Source organism: Streptomyces mashuensis, assembly GCF_014654785.1.
GTDB classification, from domain to species: Bacteria; Actinomycetota; Actinomycetes; order Streptomycetales; family Streptomycetaceae; genus Streptomyces; species Streptomyces mashuensis.
This window is the reverse complement of the sequence record NZ_BNBD01000003.1, coordinates 1-19217: the sequence shown is the minus strand read 5'-3', so window position 1 is coordinate 19217 and position 19217 is coordinate 1. Positions and strand designations below refer to the sequence as shown.

Below are 19217 nucleotides of genomic sequence, written 5' to 3'. Positions count from 1 at the left end.
CCCCGCAGGAGCAGCAACCGTGACCGAGTACGACGCCGAGGCCCTGGACGGCGAGACCGCCGGCACCGGCGAGACCGGCGAACCCCGGGCCGCGAGCGGCACCGGCACCGTCACGCCCGCCGACGCCGCCGACGCCGCCCGCCTCGTCGCGTTCGGGCTCCAGCCCAAGCTGCAGCCCGCCCGCGACACCGAGTACACCGAGCTGCTGCGCCGGCACCGCGACGACCCCGCCTTCGCCCGGCTCACCGACGCCGTCGCCGCCGGCCTGGGCCTCGTCGTCCTGGAGGTCTCCACCCGGGCCGGCATGGCCGTCACCGCCGCCGAGGACTCCGTCTTCGCCGTCCGCATGGGCGACTACGCGCGTCGCGCCACCGCCGACTCCGGCGACCGCTTCCTGCACGGCCTCGCCCACCTCGCCGTGGCCGCCCTCGCCTTCCCCCGGCCCGACGACCTCGCCGACGACGGCTACATCGGCCGCGTCACCGTCAACGGCGTCGACGCCTTCGTCCGCCAGGCCTGCCGCCGCCTGGAGGAACGCGCCGCCGAACAGGGCGAGAACACCGACCCCACCAGCGGCGCGCCCGGCCTGGAGGCCGCCTGGCGGGTCTACGCGCGCCGCAGCGCCACCGGCGCCACCAAGGACGCCCGCCGCCTGGCCGGCTCCACCACCGGCATCGTCGCCAAGGCCGTCACCTTCCTCGTCGACTCCGGCTTCCTCCAGCGCACCGGCGACGACGCCGGCGGCACCTACCGCACCACCCCCCGCTACCAGCTCCAGGTCCGCGACATGGCCGGCAGCGCCGCCATGGCCGAGCTGCTGGAACTGGGCGTCGTACCGGTCGGCGACGGCAGCGCCACCCTCCTGCCGCCCGACGACAGCGACGACCTGGACCTCGTCGCCGACGCCGGCCTGCCCTTCCACTCCTGAGATCCCCCTGCCCACCCCCGAACCACCGAGCAACGAGAGCCGCCGCCATGTACGAGCTGTCCCGGGTCCGCCTCTACTCCATCGGGCCCGCCGGCGCGCGCTACGCCGACACCGTGCTGGACCTGCGCGGAGTGGGCGCCCCCGTGCCCACGCCCGCACCCGCGCAGGCGGAGTTCTTCGAGGAGGAGCCCGTCGGGCCGCCGCGCCGCCCCGCCCCGGCCGGCGTGCTCTTCCTGGAGAACGGCGGCGGCAAGTCCGTCCTGCTCAAGCTGATCTTCTCGGTGATGCTGCCGGGCCACCGCAACACCCTCGGCGGCGCCAGCTCCGGCGTGCTCCGCAAGTTCCTGCTCGCCGACGACTGCGGCCACGTCGCCCTGGAGTGGCAGCACGTCCTCACCGGCGAGACCGTCGTCGTGGGCAAGGTCAGCGAGTGGCGCGGCCGCCAGGTCTCCAACGACCCGCGCAAGTTCGCCGAGGCCTGGTACTCCTTCCGCCCCGGCCCCGGCATGAGCCTCGACTCGCTGCCCGTCGCCGAGTCCTCCGCGATGCGCCCCCGCGCCGACGGCGCCTCCGGCGCCCGCGGCCGCCGCCGCACCATGAAGGGCTTCCGCGACGCCCTCACCGACGCCGGCAAGAACTACCCGCACCTCGACGTGGTGTGGGAGGAGATCCACGAACGCTGGAACGAGCACCTCGGCGAACTCGGGCTCGACCCCGAGCTGTTCCGCTACCAGCGCGAGATGAACGCCGACGAGGGCGAGGCCGCCGGCCTGTTCGCCGTCAAGAACGACTCCGACTTCACCGACCTGCTGCTGCGCGCCGTCACCGACACCCGCGACACCGACGGCCTCGCCGACCTCGTGCACGGCTTCGCCCACAAGCTCGGCCGCCGCGCCGAGCTCCAGGCCGAACGCGACTTCACCGCCGGCTCCCTCGATCTCCTCCAGCGCATCGCCGACGCCGCCGACCGGCGCCACCAGGCCCGCGGCGTGCACGCCGGTGCCGAACGCCGCACCCGCACCCTCGCCCGCGGCCTCTCCGCCCGTGGCGCCCTGGAGCGCGGCCGGGCCGCGGAGCTGGCCGGGCAGGTCGCCGCCGCCGCGCACGCCGTCACCGACGCGGAGACCGCCCGCGGCCGCAGCTCCCTCATCGCCGCCGAACTCGCCTACCGCCATGCCTCCCTGGCGCTGGCCGCCGCGGAGAAGGCCGCCGCCGCCCAGCGCCGCGAGCTCAACGACGCCCGTACCCTGCACGCCGCCTGGCAGGCCGCCGAGACCGTGCTGCGGCACCGCGCCGCCGCCGACCGCTCGGCCCGCGTGGCCGCCGCCATCCACGAGGCCGAACGGGACGCCGCCCCCGCCCTGGCCGCCCGCGCCCAGGCCGCCGCCGCCCTCGTCCGCGCCCTCAACGCCGCCGCCGAGGAGGGCGAGCGGGTCGCCAACGAGCAGGAGGAGCGCTCCGCCGCCCTCCAGGAGGCCGGCGAGGCCGCGCACCGCGACGCCACCGCCGCCGCCACCGACGCGCAGCGCGCCCGCAGCGAGGCCGAGCACCTGCGCCAGCGCCTCGCCGAGGTCGAGCAGGAGACCGAGGAGGCCGTCCGCGCCGGCTGGATCGACGCGAGCGGCCCCGACGCCGACCCGGCCCGCGCCGCGCTCGCCGCCAGCGACGCCGAGAAGCCCGCCGTCGCCGCGTACGAGACCGCCCGGGAGGCGGCCCGTGCCGCCGCCGAACGCGCCAAGGAGGCCGCCGCCGCCGAGAGCCGCGCCGAACTCGCCGCCGCCCGCGCCGCCGACGCCGCCACCGCGGCCGGCTCCGCGTACGACGCGGAGCGACGCGCCGCCGAGGCCATCGGCGCCGAGCAGCGCCTCGTCGAACTCCTCGGCCTGCCCGGCCCGGACACCGCCGGCGACCTGCCGCGCCAGCGCACCGCCGACGACACCACCGGCACCCCGCAGAACGGCGCGCGCCGCGCCGCCTCCGGCCCGCTGACCGCCGAGGAACTCGACCGCAACGCCGACGCGCTGTGCGAACTGCTCGACGACAACGTCGCCACCGCCGAACGGCAGCTCTTCGAGCTGCGCACCGCGGCCGCCGACGACTCCCGCATCCTCGGCGCCCTGGGCGACGGCGGCCTGCTGCCGCCCAGCGCCGACGTGCTGGCCGCCGTCGAGTTCCTCGGCGAGCACGGCATCCCCGCCCTGCCGGGCTGGCGCTACCTCGCCCAGTCCGTCGACCCCGCCCGGCACGCCGACGTGCTGGCCGCGCGCCCCGAGCTGGTGGACGGCGTCGTCATCACCGACGCCGGGTCCCACGCCCGCGCCCGCGAGGCGCTCGCCGCCGCCTCCCTGCTGCCGCGCTCCGCCGTGGCCGTCGGCACCGCCGCCGCCCTGCTCGCACCCGCCCCCGAGCGGACCGACGGCGAGACGGACGTCTTCCTCGTGCCGCCGAACCCGGCCATGCACGACGAGCGGGCCGCCGACGAGGAACGGCACGCCCTGCGCGAGCGGGCCGCGGCCCGCGACGCCGAGATCCGCGCGGTGGCGGCCCGGCTCGCCGCCGACCGCACCCTCGCCGCCCGCCTCACGTCCTGGCGGGCCGGCTGCCCCGCCGGGCGCCTCGCCGAACTGGCCGCCGCGGCCGAGCACGCCCGGACGGCCGCCGACGCCGCCCGCGAGGCGCTGGCGGAGGCCCGTACCGCCCGCGCCGAGGCCGAGGAGACCGCCACCGAGACCGCCCGGGTCCGCGACGAGCGGCAGGAGACCGCCCAGCGCGCCCGCCGCGTCGCCGACGCCCTCGCCGGCCTCGCCCACCGGCTCCGCGAACGCGCCAACTGGCAGAGCCGGCTCCGCGAACTGGCCGAGGAGGCCGCCGAGGCCGAGGAACGCGCCGCCGTCTGCGTCGACCGGGCCCGCGCCGCCGACGAGGACCGCCGCGCCGCCCAGCGCGCCGCCGACGACGCCCGCCGCACCGCCCGCGCCCTGCGTGCCGAGCGCGCCGAGATCGCCGGCGCCCCCGACGACGTCACCGGCGGCACCGAGGCCCCCACCGCCTCCCTGCCCGCACTCCGCGAGGCCTACCGCGCCGCCTCCCAGCTGTACGAGAAGGTGGGCGTCGGCGCCGACCTGCGCGCCGAGCAGGCACGCGCCGAGAGCGACGAGTCCGCCGCCCGCGCCGAACTCGACCGCCTCACCAACAAGGTCCGCACCCGCGCCGCCCAGCTGCTGGAGGGCACCGACGGCGCCGACGGGCCCTCCCGCCAGGCCGCCGCCGCCCGCGCCGAAGCCCTCGTCCAGATGCTGGAGAGCCGCATCTCGGCCGCCAGCGAGCAGCTGGGCCGGCTGCGCGGCGAGGCCGAACGGCTGGCCCCCGCCGAGGGCGAGCACCACACCGAGCTGCCCGACGAGCTGGTGCCCGCCGACGCCGACCGGGCCAAGGAGCTGCTGCGCGGCGCCACCACCGAACTGGCCGCCCGCACCGACGCCCTGGAGCAGGCCCGCACCGCCCACGCCGACCTGCTGCGCGCCCACCGCGCCGCCGAGGACGCGGCCACCGGCTTCGACGACACCGCCGCCCTCCTGCGCGACCTGCTGCGCGACAACACCCCCGAGGAGGAGGCCGAGGAGGCCGAGCCGTTCTCCGGGACGCTGGAGGAGGCCCGGCAGGCCGCCGCCGAGGCCCGCCGCTCCCTGCGCGGCTGCGCCGCCGACCTGTCCGCCGCCGACGCCGCCGTGCGCGAGGCCGGCGACGTCCTCGTCCGGCACGCCAACTCCACCCGCTACGAGCTCGTCCGCACCCCGGCCCGGCAGCAGATCCGCGAACTGCCCGCCGCCGCACTGCCCGAGCACGCCGCCGCCTGGGCCGAGGCCTTCGCACCCCGGCTGCGCGTCCTCACCGACGAACTCGACCAGCTGGAGCGCAACCGCGACAGCATCGTCGACCGGCTGCGCGGCCTCGTCGAGTCCTCGCTGACCACCCTGCGCTCCGCCCAGCGCCTCTCCCGCCTGCCCGAGGGGCTGGGCGAGTGGTCCGGCCAGGAGTTCCTGCGCATCCGCTTCGAGGACCCCGACCAGAGCACCCTCACCGAGCGGCTCGGCGAGGTCATCGACGAGGCCACCCGCTCCGCCGTCAAGAAGAACTCCGACCTGCGCCGCGACGGCATGTCCCTGCTGCTGCGCGGCGTCCGCGCCGCCCTCCAGCCGCGCGGCGTGGCCGTGGAGATCCTCAAGCCCGACGCCGTGCTGCGCGCCGAGCGCGTCCCCGTCGGCCAGATGGGCGACGTCTTCTCCGGCGGCCAGCTGCTCACCGCCGCCATCGCGCTGTACTGCACCATGGCCGCGCTGCGCAGCAACGACCGCGGACGCGACAAGCAGCGCCACGCCGGCACGCTGTTCCTCGACAACCCCATCGGCCGCGCCAACGCCACCTACCTGCTGGAGCTCCAGCGCGCCGTGGCCGACGCGCTGGGCGTCCAGCTGCTCTACACCACCGGTCTCTTCGACACCACCGCGCTGGCCGAGTTCCCGCTGGTCATCCGGTTGCGCAACGACGCGGACCTGCGGGCGGGCCTGAAGTACATCAGCGTCGAGGAGCACCTGCGGCCCGGCCTGCCGCAGACCGACCCCGAGGCCACCGAGCAGGTGCACGGCGAGATCACCGCCACGCGCATGTTCCGCCGCCCCGCCGAGGAGCCCGCCGGCCGCCCCGCCGCCGTCTAGCGCGGGGCGTACGGGCCCGTCAGGGAAAGCCCGGCCGGCGCTGCCGCTGCCTGCGCAGCGGCCGTGCCGTGCTGCTCGGCACGGACACCACGCCGTGCCGCTGCAACCACACCTGACGGGCCACCCACACGTCCAGCACGGCCCACGTCGCCGCGACGGTGCCCGCCACCGCGACCAGCACCGCGGGGAACGCCAGCCACAGACCGGCGAGCGCGAAGAGTATCGCCACCGTCGTCTGCACCAGCGTGACCGCGGCAATGAGCACCGCACGCACCGCCGACGCCCGGACCGGGTCCGGCAACCTCGGCCTCCGCGCCGGTACCTCGACCCACAACGGCCTACGGGTGTCGTCCATGGCGGCTCACCTCCCCCAGTGGCTGCCCCGCCGGGGCACTCCCCAAAAGCGCCCGCAGCGAGGGCCTTCCCACCACGAGAGCGAACCACGCCGCCCGAAGGTTCCCGCCCCGCGCAGCATTTCCCCCCGTACGCCCCGAACACGCACCCCGCACACGTACTGGTCTTCGAGTCGCGTACCCCGCAGTAGTAGGCTCACGCCGCACCGCGGTCGGAAACTGCCTCCGGCCGCCACGGGGTTGCCGCACGAGTGGGGGAGGCCATGCGCCTGCGCGGAAGGACGATCCGCAGGAAGATCGTGGCGCTGCTGCTCGTGCCCCTGGTCTCCCTGACCGCGCTGTGGGTCTTCGCCACCGTCCTCACCGGCACCGAGGCCGCCCGCCTGCTGTCCGTCTCCGACGTCATGAGCAAGGTCGGCTACCCCGCCGGCGACATGGTCCGCACCCTCCAGAAGGAACGCCGGCAGGCCCTCATCCACCTCGCCGACCCCCGCCGCGCCGACACCCTCGCCGAGCTCCGCGCCGACCAGCGCGCCACCGACAAGGCCGTCGCCGCCTTCCGGGCCGGCATCGACAACGACGTCCGCGCCGACATGAGCGACGCGGCCGCCGCCCGCTTCCGCGCATTCGAGAAGGCCCTCGGCGGCATCGAGGCCCTGCGCCGCCGCACCGAGGACAACGACCTCACCCGCTACGCCGCCTACCAGGGCTACAACGGCCTCATCGAGCCGTACTACGCCTTCCTCGCCACCCTCGGCGCCCTCCAGGACGCCGACATGGACCGGCAGGGCCGCGCCATCGTCGGCCTGGCCCGCGCCCGCGAGGCCGTCGCCCGCGAGGACGCCCTGTTCGCCTCCGCCCTCGCCGCCGGCACCATCGCCCGCCGCGACCTGCGCACCGTCGCCGACCGTGTCGCCGAACGCGAGACCCTCTACGCCACCCACCTCGCCGACCTGCCCGCCGAGGACCGCAAGGCCTACCAGGACTACTGGGAGGGTCCGAACGCCCGTGCCCTGCGCGCCGCCGAGGACGCCGCCGTCCTGGCCGGTTCCCCCGGCGCCGTGCACGCCGTCGACCCCGCCCGCTGGGACCAGGTGGCCGGGCCCGTCCTCGACGACCTCGGCCGGATGAGCACCGAGGCCGTCGAACGGTTCGGCGACCGGGTACGGCCCGTCGCCCTCGGCGTCCTCACCAAGGCGGCCGTCGCCGGCGTCCTGGGCCTGGTCGCCCTCGTCGCCTCCCTGGTGGTCTCGTTCCGCATCGGCCGCGGCCTGGTGCGCGACCTGCGCACCCTCCGCAAGGAGGCGCACGAGATCTCGGGGGTGCGCCTGCCCGGCGTGATGCGCCGCCTGGCCGCCGGCGAGACCGTCGACGTCGACACCGAAGTGCCCCGCCGCACCCACGGCCCCGACGAGCTCGGCCAGGTCGCCCAGGCCCTCAACACCCTCCAGCGCGCCGCCGTCGAGGCCGCCGTCAAACAGGCCGACCTGCGGCGCGGCGTCTCCGACGTCTTCGTCAACCTCGCCCGCCGCAGCCAGGTGCTGCTGCACCGTCAGCTGACCCTGCTCGACGCCATGGAGCGCCGCACCGAGGACACCGGCGAGCTCGCCGACCTCTTCCGCCTCGACCACCTCACCACCCGCATGCGCCGGCACGCCGAGGGCCTCGTCATCCTCTCCGGCTCCGTCCCCGCCCGGCAGTGGCGCCGCCCCGTCCCGCTCATGGACGTCGTCCGCGCCGCCGTCGCCGAGGTCGAGGCGTACGAGCGCATCGACGTGCGCCGCCTGCCGCGCCTGGCCCTGGTCGGCCCGGCCGTCGCCGACGTCACCCACCTGCTCGCCGAACTCCTGGAGAACGCCACGGTGTTCTCCCCGCCGCACAGCACCGTGCAGGTCACCGGCGAGAACGGCTCCAACGGCTTCACCCTGGAGATCCACGACCGCGGCCTGGGCATGACCTCCGAGACGCTCCAGGAGGCGAACCTCAAGCTGACCGGGACACCCGAGTTCGAGCTGTCCGACACCGACCGCCTCGGCCTGTTCGTCGTCAGCCGCCTCGCCCGCCGCCAGGACGTGCGCGTCTCCCTCCAGCCCTCCGCGTACGGCGGCACCACCGCCGTCGTCCTCATCCCGTCCGCCCTGCTCACCGAGGCCCCGCCGCGCGCAGGGGAACGGGGCGGCGACGAGGACACCGGCAGCCGCCCCGCCGGTGTACCGGTGGTGCGGCCCCGCAAGCCGGTGCACCCGCCCGAGCAGCACCACAAGGCCGACGACGCGCCCGCCGTGGACCGCGCCGCACCCGCCCCGGGCAGCGGCGACGACCCGACGCCCACCGGCGGCCTGCCCCGGCGCGTACGCCAGGCCAGCCTGGTGCCGCAGCTCAAGGAGGCACCGCGCCCGCGCCCCGAACCCACCACCGCCCCGCCCACCGCCGACGAGGCCGCCGAACGCGAGGCGGAGACGGCCCGCGCCCGCATGCGGGCCCTCCAGCGCGGCTGGCGGCGCGGCCGCGAACAGGAGAACGCCCCAGACCCCGCCGGCCTGCCCGGCCCGCCCGGTTCCGACGGCCGGGACGGCACCACCGCACCAGGAACGACGACAGAGGGGGACGGTCGATGACCGCACCGAACGCCGCCACACGCAACTCCCCGTCCGGCACGGGAGAACTCAACTGGCTCCTCGACGACCTGGTCGAGCGCGTCGGCAGCATCCGCAAGGCCCTGATCCTCTCCGGCGACGGACTGGCCACCGGCACGTCCAAGGACCTCGGCCGCGAGGACGGCGAGCACCTGGCCGCCGTCGCCTCCGGCTTCCACAGCCTCGCCAAGGGCGTGGGCCGGCACTTCGCGGCCGGCGAGGTCCGCCAGACCGTCGTCGAGCTGGAGCAGGCGTTCCTGTTCGTCAGCGCCGCCGGCGACGGCAGCTGCCTGGCCGTCCTCGCCGACGCCGACGCCGACATCGGCATGGTCGCCTACGAGATGACGCTGCTCGTCAAGCGCGTCGGCGCCCACATGGCCACGGCCCCGCGGGCCGCCGACGAGTGACCGCCGGCATGACCGCACCCGAGGACGGAGCGGGCCGCTGGTACGACGACGCGGCCGGCCCGGTCGTACGGCCCTACGCCATGACCCGCGGCCGCACCGTCAGCACCGCCGAGGACCGCCTCGACCTCATCGCGCTGGTCGTCGCCGCGGAACCCCTCACCTCCCTCCCCGGCGGCGCCCACGGCCTCACCGACCGCAGCCTGTCCCCGGAACACCTGGACATCGCCGACCTGGCCCTGCGCTCCCCGCAGTCCGTCGCCGACCTGGCGACCGGCCTGGACCTGCCCGTCGGTGTCGTCCGCGTCCTCGTCGGCGACCTGCTGGCCGCCGGCTACGTCCACGTCAGCCGTCCCGTCCCGCCGGCGGAACTCCCCGACGAGGGCGTCCTGCGCGAGGTCATCGCCGGCCTGCGCGCCCTGTGACGGACGCCCCCGGCGGGACGGCGGCACCGCACACCCAGAGAGATCCCAGAGAGACCCCTGAGAGACCCCCGGAGAGAAGGCCCATGCACGCACCGGCCCCCGTGGCCCTCAAGATCCTGGTCGCCGGGGGCTTCGGCGCAGGCAAGACCACCTTCGTCGGCGCCGTCAGCGAGATCAAACCGCTGCGCACCGAGGAACTGCTCACCGAGGCGGGCCGCCCCGTCGACGACACCTCCGGCGTCGAGCACAAGCGCACCACCACCGTCGCCATGGACTTCGGCCGCATCACCCTCCGCCCGGAGCTGGTGCTGTACCTCTTCGGCACCCCCGGCCAGGACCGGTTCTGGTTCCTGTGGGACGAACTGGCCTCCGGCGCCCTCGGCGCCGTCGTCCTCGCCGACACCCGCCGGCTGCGCGACTGCTTCGCCGCCGTCGACTACTTCGAGCGCCGTGGCATCCCCTTCACCCTCGCCGTCAACTGCTTCGACGGCGCCGCCCGGTACCCCGAGGAGGCCGTCCGCGAGGCCCTCGACCTCGACCCCGGCGTCCCCGTCGTCCTGTGCGACGCCCGCGACCGCGAATCGGTGAAGGACGTGCTGGTCACCGTCGTGGAGAACGCACGGGGAAGTCGAAGTACGTCTGCGGGTACGGCTCGTCCCGCAGCGTGTAGTGCCACCACTCCTCCGGCAGGTTGGTGAACCCCGCCTGCTCCATCACCGACTTCAGCAGCAGCCGGTGCGCCCGCTGCCGGCCCGTCACCCGCGGGTCCAGCGTGTGCGCGAGCGTGTCGAAGCAGTCGAACCCCGTACCCATGTCGATCGAGTTGTCCGGGAACCGCTCACCCCGAGGCGCGAAGCACGGCACCAGCGGCTCGCCCGGCACGTACGGCCGCGTCGGCCACGCGGGCAGCCGCACCACCGTCAGGTCCAGGGTGCTGCCCCTGCTGTGCCCCGACTTCGCCGCGATGTACCCGTCCGCGAACAGCCGTGACTTGTCCACGCGCGGATAGAACTCGCCCTTCATCCGCACGTCGGCCAGGTCCTCCGCCCACGCCACGAAGTCGTCCACCGCCCGCTGCGGCCGGTAGCAGTCGTACACCTTCAGCCCGTACCCCCGGCGCAACAGCGCCAGCTGCGCCCGGTGCAGCGCCCGCGCCGCCGGACGGGTCAGCAGGCACACCGGCTCCTCGTAGCCCGTCACCCGGTGCCCGGTGAAGTTGTGCGGCGTGACGTACCGCATCTCCTGGAGGATCGTCGGGTCCACGTCCGACAGCGCCACGAAACCGCGGGGCACCCCCGCCGGTGGCGCGTCCGCGACGGCCGGCGGAACGGACACCACGGCCAGCAGCACGGTGAACGGCAGGACCAGGGAGCGCCACAGCGCGCGCAGTCTCGGCATGCCGCCTCCTTACCAGCCGCACGGCGCAGGGGGGAAGACGTGGGGAAGACGCGGGGCGGCTCAGCCCCGCAGCCGCACCCGGAACCCCACCTCGGCGGCCCCCTCCCGCTCCACGGCGACCACCCCGTCCCGCCACCGCGTCACGAACCGCACCGCGTCCGGCCGTTTCCAGCCGTCGCCCGCGTCCGGCACCAGCACCCCGCCGCCCGTCCGCCCCGGCGCCGGCGGCCACACCTCCAGCTCCACCGCCCCGTCCGCACCCGCCACCGGCACCACCGCACCCGCCCGCGCCAGCACCGGCACCCGCGACAACGGCGCGTCCAGCAGCACCTGCCCCGGCCCCTCGTGCGCCCGGCCCGTCGCCGTGTCGTACCACAGCCCCCGCGGCAACCGCACCGCCCGCCGGTCCGCGCCCGCCTCCAGCACAGGCGCCACCAGCAACGCGTCCCCCAGCAGGAACGCGTCCTCGCAGTCCCGCAGCGCCCGGTCCTCCGGCGACCGCCACCACACCGGGCGCACGTACGGCGCCCCCGTGCGCTGCGCCAGGTGCGCCAGCGTCACGAAGTACGGCAACAGCCGCGTCCGCTCCCGCAGCGCCGCCCCCGCGTGCTCCAGCACCTCCGGGCCGAACTCCCACGGCTCCCGCCGCCCCGCCGTGATCGCCGCGTGCGTCCGGAACAACGGCAGGTACGCGCCCAGCTGGAACCAGCGCAGGAACAGCTCCGGCGACGGGAACCCCGTGAAGCCGCCCACGTCCGGCCCCGAGTACGGCACCCCGCACAACCCCAGCCCCAGGACCAGCGCCAGCGACGCCCGCAGCCCCGGCCAGCCCGTCGCCACGTCTCCCGACCACGTGCCCCCGTACCGCTGCATCCCCGCCCACCCCGACCGCGAGAACAGGAACGGCCGTTCGTCCGGGCGCAGCTCCCGCAGCCCCTCGTAGCCGGCCCGCGCCATCGTCAGGCCGTACACGTTGTGCGCCTCCCGGTGGTCGCCGCCCCGGCCCTCCAGGGAGTGCCGCGCCGACCGCGGCAGCGTCGGGTCGCCGAACGCCGCGAACGACACCGGCTCGTTCATGTCGTGCCACACCCCGGAGAACCCCTGCACCAGCCGCTCCGCGTACAGCCCGCCCCACCAGCGGCGCACCTCCGGGTCGGTGAAGTCGGGGAACACGCACGGGCCGGGCCACACCTCGCCCCGCACCACCCGCCCCCGCACGTCCCGCACGAACGCGTCCGCCTCCACCCCGCCGTCGTACACCGCCATCCCCGGCTCCTCCTTCACCGCCGGGTCCACGATCGACACCAGCCGCACCCCCTGCCCCCGCAGGTCCGCCGCCAGCCCCGGCAGGTCCGGGAACCGCCGCCGGTCCACCGTGAACGACCGGTGCCCCCGGAAGTGGTCGATGTCCAGGTGCACCGCCGACAGCGGCAGCCCCCGCTCCCGGTACCCCGCCACCACCCGGCGCACCTCCCGTTCGCTGCCGAACCCCCAGCGCGCGTGCTGGTACCCCAGCGCCCACGCCGGCGGCACCGCGGCCCCGCCCGTCAGCCCCGCCCAGCCGTGCAGCACCCGCGCCGGCGACCCCACCAGCACCCACGAGCGCAGCGGACCGCCGTCCATCCGCACCTCGCACCGCCCCGGCCGGTCGTGCCCCGACCCGGCCCCCTCCTCGCCCTCCCACAACGCCACCCGCCCGTCCCACGTGGTGTCGTGGAACACCAGGTGCGTGCCCGCGTCCGCCACCGTCAGCAGCACCGGCATCGTGATGTACAGCGGATCGTCACCCGGCTCGAACGCACCCCCCGGATCGGTGTTCCACAGCCGGTACCAGCCGTCCCGCAGCCGCGGCCCCGCCGACCGGCCCCCCAGCCCGAAGAACCGGGCGTCCGCCGGCACCTGCGACCGCTGCACCCACCGCCCCCCGCGCCCGCCCGACCGCGCCGCCGGCTCCCACCAGCGCGGCGGCAGGTCCCGCCGCAACAACGCCCCGCCCGGCGTGCGCACCTCCACCATGCCGTGCCGCGACACCACCACCAGTGCCCGCTCGGCCACCACCCGCCAGCCCCCGTCGGTGTCCGGCTCCAGCACCGCCCGCTCGTCCGCCTCCGGCGCCGCGCCCGCCAGCGCGTACGACGGTTCCGGCCCGGCCCCGTCCCAGCCCAGGAACACCGCACCGCCCACCGTCACCCGCACCCGCAGCGACGAGCGCGCGAACCGCACCACCCCGCCGCCCGGCCCCGGCTCCGCCCCCTCCGCCGGCCCCGGCACCCGCGCCCGCTCCGTCCCCTGCCGCGGCAGGCCCACCGCATCCACCCGGTGCCTGCGCCACGCCGACCGCACCGTCCGCAGCCCCTGGGCGCTGCCCACCGCCCGCAACGAGGCCATCCACTTCGCCGACCGCACCACGTCACCCGCGTCCATGCCGCTCACCCTGCCACCGCTCCGCACCGGTACGGGCACAGTTCCTCCACCGTTCACCCCCGCAGGGCCCCGGCCGTCACCCGCCCGCCGCCCCACAGCACCGGCGATCTTCCCCCGCCACCCTGGTGCCGGAGTCGATCACATGGCATCGTCCTCACAGCCACGCCACGCGCACACCCCGCCCGTGCGCGTGGAGCCGCCCACGACGCGCACAGCCCGGGAGCAGCCACATGACCACCGCACCCCAGCCCACCGGCCGGCCCGAACCCCTGTGGACCCCCGGCGAGGACCGCGTCGCCCGCGCCGCCGTGACCCGCTTCCACGCCCGCGCCGCCACCGACCACGGCGCCCCCGCCCCCGTACCCGGCGACCCCGCCGCCTCCTACGCCGCCCTCCACCGCTGGTCCGTCGAGCAGCCCGAACACTTCTGGCAGGCCCTCACCGAATGGTGCGGCGTCCGCTTCGGCCACCCCTACGAGCGCGTCCTCGCCGACCGCACCATGCCCGGCGCCACCTGGTTCCCCGGCGCCACCCTCAACTACGCCGAACACGCCCTGCGGCACGCCGAGGACCCCGCCCACGCCACCGAACCCGCCCTGCTCCACACCGACGAGACCCTCGAGGTGCGCACCGTCACCTGGGCCGAGCTGCGCCGCGCCGTCGGCTCCCTCGCCGCCGAGCTCCGCCGCCTCGGCGTCCGCCCCGGCGACCGCGTCAGCGGCTACCTGCCCAACACCCCGCACGCCGTCGTGGCGCTCCTCGCCACCGCCGCCGTCGGCGCCGTCTGGACCTCCTGCGCCCCCGACTTCGGCGCCCGCAGCGTCCTCGACCGCTTCCAGCAGGTCGAACCCGTCGTCCTGATCACCGTCGACGGCTACCACTACGCCGGCAAGCGCCACGACCGCACCGACGTGGTCGCCGAGCTCCGCCGCGGCCTGCCCACCCTGCGCGCCGTCGTCCACGTCCCCCTCCTCGGCACCCCCACCCCCGACGGCGCCCTCGCCTGGGACGACGTCACCTCCGGCAGCGACGAACCCCTCTTCGAGCAGGTGCCCTTCGACCACCCCCTGTGGGTCCTCTACTCCTCCGGCACCACCGGCCTGCCCAAGGCCATCGTCCAGTCCCAGGGCGGCATCCTCGTCGAACACCTCAAGCAGCTCACCCTGCACTGCGACCTCGGCCCCGGCGACCGCTTCTTCTGGTACACCTCCACCGGCTGGATGATGTGGAACTTCCTCGTCTCCGGCCTCCTCGTCGGCACCACCGTCGTCCTCTACGACGGCAGCCCCGGCCACCCCGACACCGCCGCCCAGTGGCGCGCCGCCGAACGCACCGGCACCACCCTCTTCGGCACCTCCGCCGCCTACGTCATGGCCTGCCGCAAGGCCGGCCTTCACCCCGGCCGCGACCTCGACCTCTCCCGCGTCCGCTGCGTCGCCACCACCGGCTCCCCCCTGCCCCCCGACGGCTTCCGCTGGATCCACGACGAGGTCTCCGCCGACATGTGGATCGCCTCCGTCAGCGGCGGCACCGACGTCTGCAGCTGCTTCGCCGGCGCCGTCCCCACCCTCCCCGTGTACATCGGCGAACTCCAGGCCCCCTGCCTCGGCACCGACCTCCAGGCCTGGGACCCGCACGGCAAACCCCTCGTCGACGAGGTCGGCGAACTCGTCGTCGCCGCACCCCTGCCCTCCATGCCCGTCCGCTTCTGGAACGACCCCGACGGCACCCGCTACCGCGAGAGCTACTTCGAGACCTACCCCGGCGTCTGGCGGCACGGCGACTGGATCACCCTCACCTCGCGCGGCACCGTCGTCATCCACGGCCGCTCCGACTCCACCCTCAACCGCCAGGGCGTCCGCATGGGCTCCGCCGACATCTACGAAGCCGTCGAACGCCTCCCCGAGATCCGCGAATCCCTCGTCATCGGCGTCGAGGAACCCGACGGCGGCTACTGGATGCCCCTCTTCGTCCACCTCGCCCCCGGCGCCACCCTCGACGACACCCTGCGCGACAAGATCAAGCGCACCCTCCGCGAGCAGCTCTCCCCGCGCCACGTCCCCGACGAGGTCATCGCGGTCCCCGCCGTCCCGCACACCCTCACCGGCAAGCGCATCGAGGTCCCCGTCAAGCGGCTCCTCCAGGGCGTCCCGCTGGAGAAGGCGGTCAACCCCGGCTCGGTCGACGACATCGGGCTGCTGGCCTTCTACGAGCGCCTGGGCCGGGAGCGGGCGGCGGCACGCGGCTGACCGACCCTGCCCGACCTGCCTGCCTGCCCGCCCGCCTGACCTGCGGCGACGCGGCGGCCGGTCACCGTTGTCAGTGGTAGCGGTTACGGTCGGTGAGTGTCGATCACTCGCGCCGAGGGGGAAACCATGCCGCACACCCACCGCAAACGCAGCCCACGCAACACGGGGAAAAAGGCGAACGCGGGAAGGCGACCGACCGCGCGACGCACACTGCGCCACGAGACACCCAGCACCGTGGCCGTCCTGGCCGACGAGCGGGACTTCGCCGCCATGCGGCGCTACCGCTCCTTCGGCTTCGACGACCACGCCACCTACCTGCGGCAGGTCGACGGCCTGCTGCGGGCCCTGGCCGCCCAGGGCACCCACACCAACGTCACCCTCTTCGACCCCACCGACTACGAGGACTACTGCACCGGCCTCCGGCTCGACCCCGACACCCCGGCCAGCCGCACCCGCTACACCGCCGACGTCGCCTCCGCCGGAGCCCGCCTCGTCTACGACGGCCGGCCGCTCACCCGCCTGCTGCCCGACCTCGTCCACGAGGCCGAACAGCAGGCCACCTGGGAGTACGCCGCCGCCCTCCTCGCCCGCACCGGCGCGGACAACGGACGCACCGCCTTCTCCCACGCCTCGCGCCTGCTGCGCACCCTCGTCGAGGCGGCCGGCCCCGGCACACACCACTTCGTGTGCAGCGTCCCCCTCCCCGACACCACCCTCACGGCCGCGCTCCACACCACCCGCGACCACGACCGCCTGTCCCTCGGCGAGGCGTCCGCCCTCGTCTTCAGCACCGTCCTCGCCGCCGGCCTCGCCACCGGCGCCTCCGGCGGCATCGTCCTGCGCACCACCGGAACACCCGACACGGTGCGCGGCTGGTTGCTCCGCGACGGCCGCCTGCGCCCCCTGACGGCGAGCGAAGTCTTCGCCGCCTACTGCACCGACCCCCTCACCGGCGAACCCGTACCGCCCGAACCCGGAGTGGAGTACGAGGCGGGCCACCCCCTGGAATGACGCACGACGACCGCAGAACGCGCGAGGGGCGCCCCACCGGAAGGTGGGACGCCCCTCGACCGGAGCACCGCGACGCGGTCACTCGCCCGACAGCACCGCCTGCGCCGCCAGACGCGCCTCCTCGGCCGAGTCCGTCGCACGGGCCGCCGCGGCGGCCCGCTCGCACTGCGCCAGCGTGTGCTTGGCCAGCGCCGCCCGCACATACGGAATCGACGCCGCACCCATCGACAGGCTCGTCACGCCCAGACCCGTCAGCACACACGCCAGCAGCGGGTCCGACGCCGCCTCACCGCACACGCCACAGCTCTTGCCCTCGGCCTTCGCCGCCTCGGCCGACAGCGCGATCAGGTCCAGCAGCGCCGGCTGCCACGGGTCCTGCAGGCGCGAGACCGCACCCACCTGACGGTCCGCGGCGAAGGTGTACTGCGCCAGGTCGTTCGTGCCCAGCGACAGGAACTCGACCTCCTGGAGGATCGACCGCGCCCGCAGCGCGGCCGACGGAATCTCCACCATGGCACCGAACTTCGCCCGGAGCCCCGCCTCACGGCACGCGTCCGCGAACGCCTTGGCGTCCGTACGGTCCGCCACCATCGGCGCCATGACCTCCAGGTACACCGGCAGGCCCTCGGCCGCCTCGGCCAGCGCCGCCAGCTGCGTCCGCAGCACCTCCGGGTGGTCCAGCAGCGTCCGCAGCCCCCGCACGCCCAGCGCCGGGTTCGGCTCGTCCGCCGGCGTCAGGAAGTCCAGCGGCTTGTCCGCACCCGCGTCCAGCACCCGCACGACCACACGGCCCTCGGGGAAGGCCTCCAGCACCTTGCGGTACGCCTCGACCTGCTTCTCCTGCGACGGCGCCTTCTTGTCGTCGTCGAGGAAGAGGAACTCGGTACGGAACAGGCCCACGCCCTCCGCACCCGCCTCCACCGCGGCCGGCACGTCCGCCGGACCACCGATGTTGGCCAGCAGCGGCACCTTGTGCCCGTCCGACGTCGCACCCGGGCCCGACGACGCGGCCAGCGCCGCCTTCCGCTCCTCCGCGGCCCGCGTCAGCTCGGCCCGCTTCTCCTCGCTGGGGCCGACGAACACCTCACCGGTGCTGCCGTCCACGGCCACGACCGTGCCCTCCGCCAGCTCGCCCGCGCCCGGCAGCGCCACGACGGCCGGCACACCCAGGGCCCGCGCCAGGATGGCGCTGTGGCTGGTCGGCCCGCCCTCCTCGGTCACGAAACCGAGCACCAGCGCCGGGTCCAGCAGCGCCGTGTCGGCCGGCGCCAGGTCACGCGCGATGAGCACGTACGGCTCGTCGCTGTCCGGCACGCCCGGCATCGGCACGCCCAGCAGCCGCGCCACGATGCGGTTGCGCACGTCGTCCAGGTCGGCCACACGGCCGGCCATGTACTCGCCCGCGCCCGCGAGCAGCTCGCGGTAGTACGAGAACGCGTCGTACACCGCGCGCTCGGCGGTGCTGCCCACGGCCACGCGCCGTTCGACGTCGGCCAACAGCTCGGGGTCCTGCGCCATCATGGCCTGGGCCTCCAGCACGTGCTGGGCCTCGCCACCGGCGAGGTTGCCGCGTGCGACGAGGTCGGCGGCGACAGCCTCCGCGGCCTGGCGGGCGCGCCCCTGTTCGCGCGGCGCCTCGTCCGTCGGAATCTGCTTGGCCGGCGGCTCCAGAATCGCCGTGCCCATGTGCCGGACCTCGCCGATCGCCACACCGTGGCTCACGCCGACGCCTCGCAGCGTTGTCTCCATTTCACCTGTCTCCGGTTGCGTGCGACGGCGACGCCGTCGCGGGGGATGTCGTACGTGCCGTCGCCCGGCGCCGGTACCGCGGCTGCCGGACTGTCGCGACGGCGGGATTCACCGCAGGTGAAAGGTCACTGCCAGGAGAAGAGGACGTCGCCGGCCTTGACGTCGCCGTCCTCACGGACGTCGGCCAGCACGTCGGCCGTGGCCTCGAGGGCGACGACCGGGCAGACCGGGGACTTGCCGGCGGCCTCGACGGCGGCCGGGTTCCAGCGCACGACCTCCTGGCCGCGCTGGACGGTGTCGCCCTTGTTGACGAGGAGCTCGAAGCCCTCGCCATTGAGCTGGACCGTGTCGATGCCGAGGTGCGTCAGCACGCCGTGGCCCTCGCTGTCGACGACGACGAAGGCGTGCGGGTGGAGCGAGACGATGACGCCGTCGACGGGGGCGACGGCGGCGTGCGGCTCGCGCACGGGATCGACAGCCGTACCGGGGCCCACCATCGCGCCGGAGAAGACCGGGTCGGGCACTGCCGCCAGGCCGATGGCACGTCCGGCGATCGGGGACGTCACGGTGGTCATGGGAAGCCTCCCAGGGGTGGAGAATCATCACGCGCCGTCACTACCTGTCCTGGACGGCGCACTGGATCAGAAGCCTAAGTCATAGGAACTGACCGTTCCGCACAAGCGTGCGCGGGCGCGCGAGCCCGCGAGGAGCCCCGTCGCCGTGTGCGGTGCGTAATCGATTTGCCTCGCCCCGGAGGGGGATGTACTGTCGGGTCCCTGCCCACCGGCGGGACCCCCACTTCCTCTTCCGACGTTGTCGTGCGAACGACAGCGGGTGAGAGGGGCGGAAAAGTCCTGATAGAGTGGGAAACACCGAAGGGAAGCGCCCGGAGGAAAGCCCGAGAAACTCGGGTGAGTACAAAGGA

Annotated in this window: 12 protein-coding genes and 1 pseudogene; 8 read left to right on the top strand and 5 right to left on the bottom strand. The window is 75.4% G+C overall.

The features are described 5' to 3' along the window. Positions 1 to 19 precede the first annotated feature (19 nt). The gene (locus tag IE305_RS09305) at positions 20 to 928 is read left to right on the top strand and encodes a hypothetical protein (protein ID WP_373311550.1); all 909 of its coding nucleotides are present in this window, start codon (positions 20 to 22) and stop codon (positions 926 to 928) included. Between the two features lie 47 nt (positions 929 to 975). Next, a complete protein-coding gene (locus tag IE305_RS09300) occupies positions 976 to 5643 on the top strand; it encodes a coiled-coil domain-containing protein (RefSeq protein ID WP_190129029.1) in 4668 nt (1555 codons plus the stop codon). Between the two features lie 37 nt (positions 5644 to 5680). Here the strand turns inward: IE305_RS09300 and IE305_RS09295 are convergent. Further along, positions 5681 to 5998, bottom strand: a pseudogene (locus IE305_RS09295) (hypothetical protein); the annotation flags it as partial. Between the two features lie 261 nt (positions 5999 to 6259). Between IE305_RS09295 and IE305_RS09290 the strand changes: the two are divergent. The 4 genes from IE305_RS09290 (at position 6260) to IE305_RS09275 (ending at position 10159) form a co-directional block, all read left to right on the top strand. After that, positions 6260 to 8614 (top strand): sensor histidine kinase, encoded by a 2355-nt coding sequence (locus tag IE305_RS09290; RefSeq protein WP_190129027.1) that lies wholly within the window; start codon positions 6260 to 6262, stop codon positions 8612 to 8614. Beyond that, positions 8611 to 9039, top strand: a complete 429-nt coding sequence (locus IE305_RS09285) for a roadblock/LC7 domain-containing protein (protein ID WP_190129026.1) — start codon at positions 8611 to 8613, stop codon at positions 9037 to 9039. Before IE305_RS09290 ends, IE305_RS09285 begins: the two co-directional genes overlap by 4 nt. An 8-nt stretch (positions 9040 to 9047) precedes the next feature. Next, positions 9048 to 9461, top strand: coding sequence for a DUF742 domain-containing protein (locus tag IE305_RS09280; RefSeq protein ID WP_190129025.1), 414 nt, complete (start codon positions 9048 to 9050; stop codon positions 9459 to 9461). A gap of 83 nt (positions 9462 to 9544) precedes the next feature. Then, complete coding sequence (locus IE305_RS09275; protein WP_190129024.1) at positions 9545 to 10159, top strand: GTP-binding protein; 615 nt, start codon at positions 9545 to 9547, stop codon at positions 10157 to 10159. Here the strand turns inward: IE305_RS09275 and IE305_RS09270 are convergent. Both IE305_RS09270 and IE305_RS09265 read right to left on the bottom strand, forming a co-directional pair. After that, positions 10062 to 10859 carry a M15 family metallopeptidase gene (locus IE305_RS09270; RefSeq protein ID WP_190129023.1) on the bottom strand — a complete coding sequence of 266 codons (798 nt, stop codon included), beginning with the start codon at positions 10857 to 10859 and terminating at the stop codon, positions 10062 to 10064. The genes IE305_RS09275 and IE305_RS09270 overlap by 98 nt on opposite strands. Before the next feature lie 60 nt (positions 10860 to 10919). Continuing rightward, positions 10920 to 13283, bottom strand: a complete 2364-nt coding sequence (locus IE305_RS09265) for a glycoside hydrolase family 31 protein (RefSeq protein ID WP_190129022.1) — start codon at positions 13281 to 13283, stop codon at positions 10920 to 10922. A 230-nt stretch (positions 13284 to 13513) separates the two neighbouring features. Between IE305_RS09265 and IE305_RS09260 the strand changes: the two genes are divergently transcribed. Continuing rightward, positions 13514 to 15532 carry an acetoacetate--CoA ligase gene (locus tag IE305_RS09260; RefSeq protein WP_190129021.1) on the top strand — a complete coding sequence of 673 codons (2019 nt, stop codon included), beginning with the start codon at positions 13514 to 13516 and terminating at the stop codon, positions 15530 to 15532. A gap of 126 nt (positions 15533 to 15658) precedes the next feature. Next, complete coding sequence (locus tag IE305_RS09255; RefSeq protein WP_190129424.1) at positions 15659 to 16543, top strand: DUF8829 domain-containing protein; 885 nt, start codon at positions 15659 to 15661, stop codon at positions 16541 to 16543. Positions 16544 to 16621: 78 nt separating this feature from the next. Here IE305_RS09255 and ptsP read toward each other — a convergent pair whose 3' ends face one another. Continuing rightward, on the bottom strand, positions 16622 to 18292 hold the full coding sequence (gene ptsP, locus IE305_RS09250; protein WP_190129020.1) for a phosphoenolpyruvate--protein phosphotransferase: 1671 nt from the start codon (positions 18290 to 18292) through the stop codon (positions 16622 to 16624). Positions 18293 to 18417: 125 nt separating this feature from the next. Further along, the gene (locus IE305_RS09245) at positions 18418 to 18867 is read right to left on the bottom strand and encodes a PTS sugar transporter subunit IIA (RefSeq protein ID WP_190129019.1); all 450 of its coding nucleotides are present in this window, start codon (positions 18865 to 18867) and stop codon (positions 18418 to 18420) included. Between the last annotated feature and the right edge of the window lie 350 nt (positions 18868 to 19217).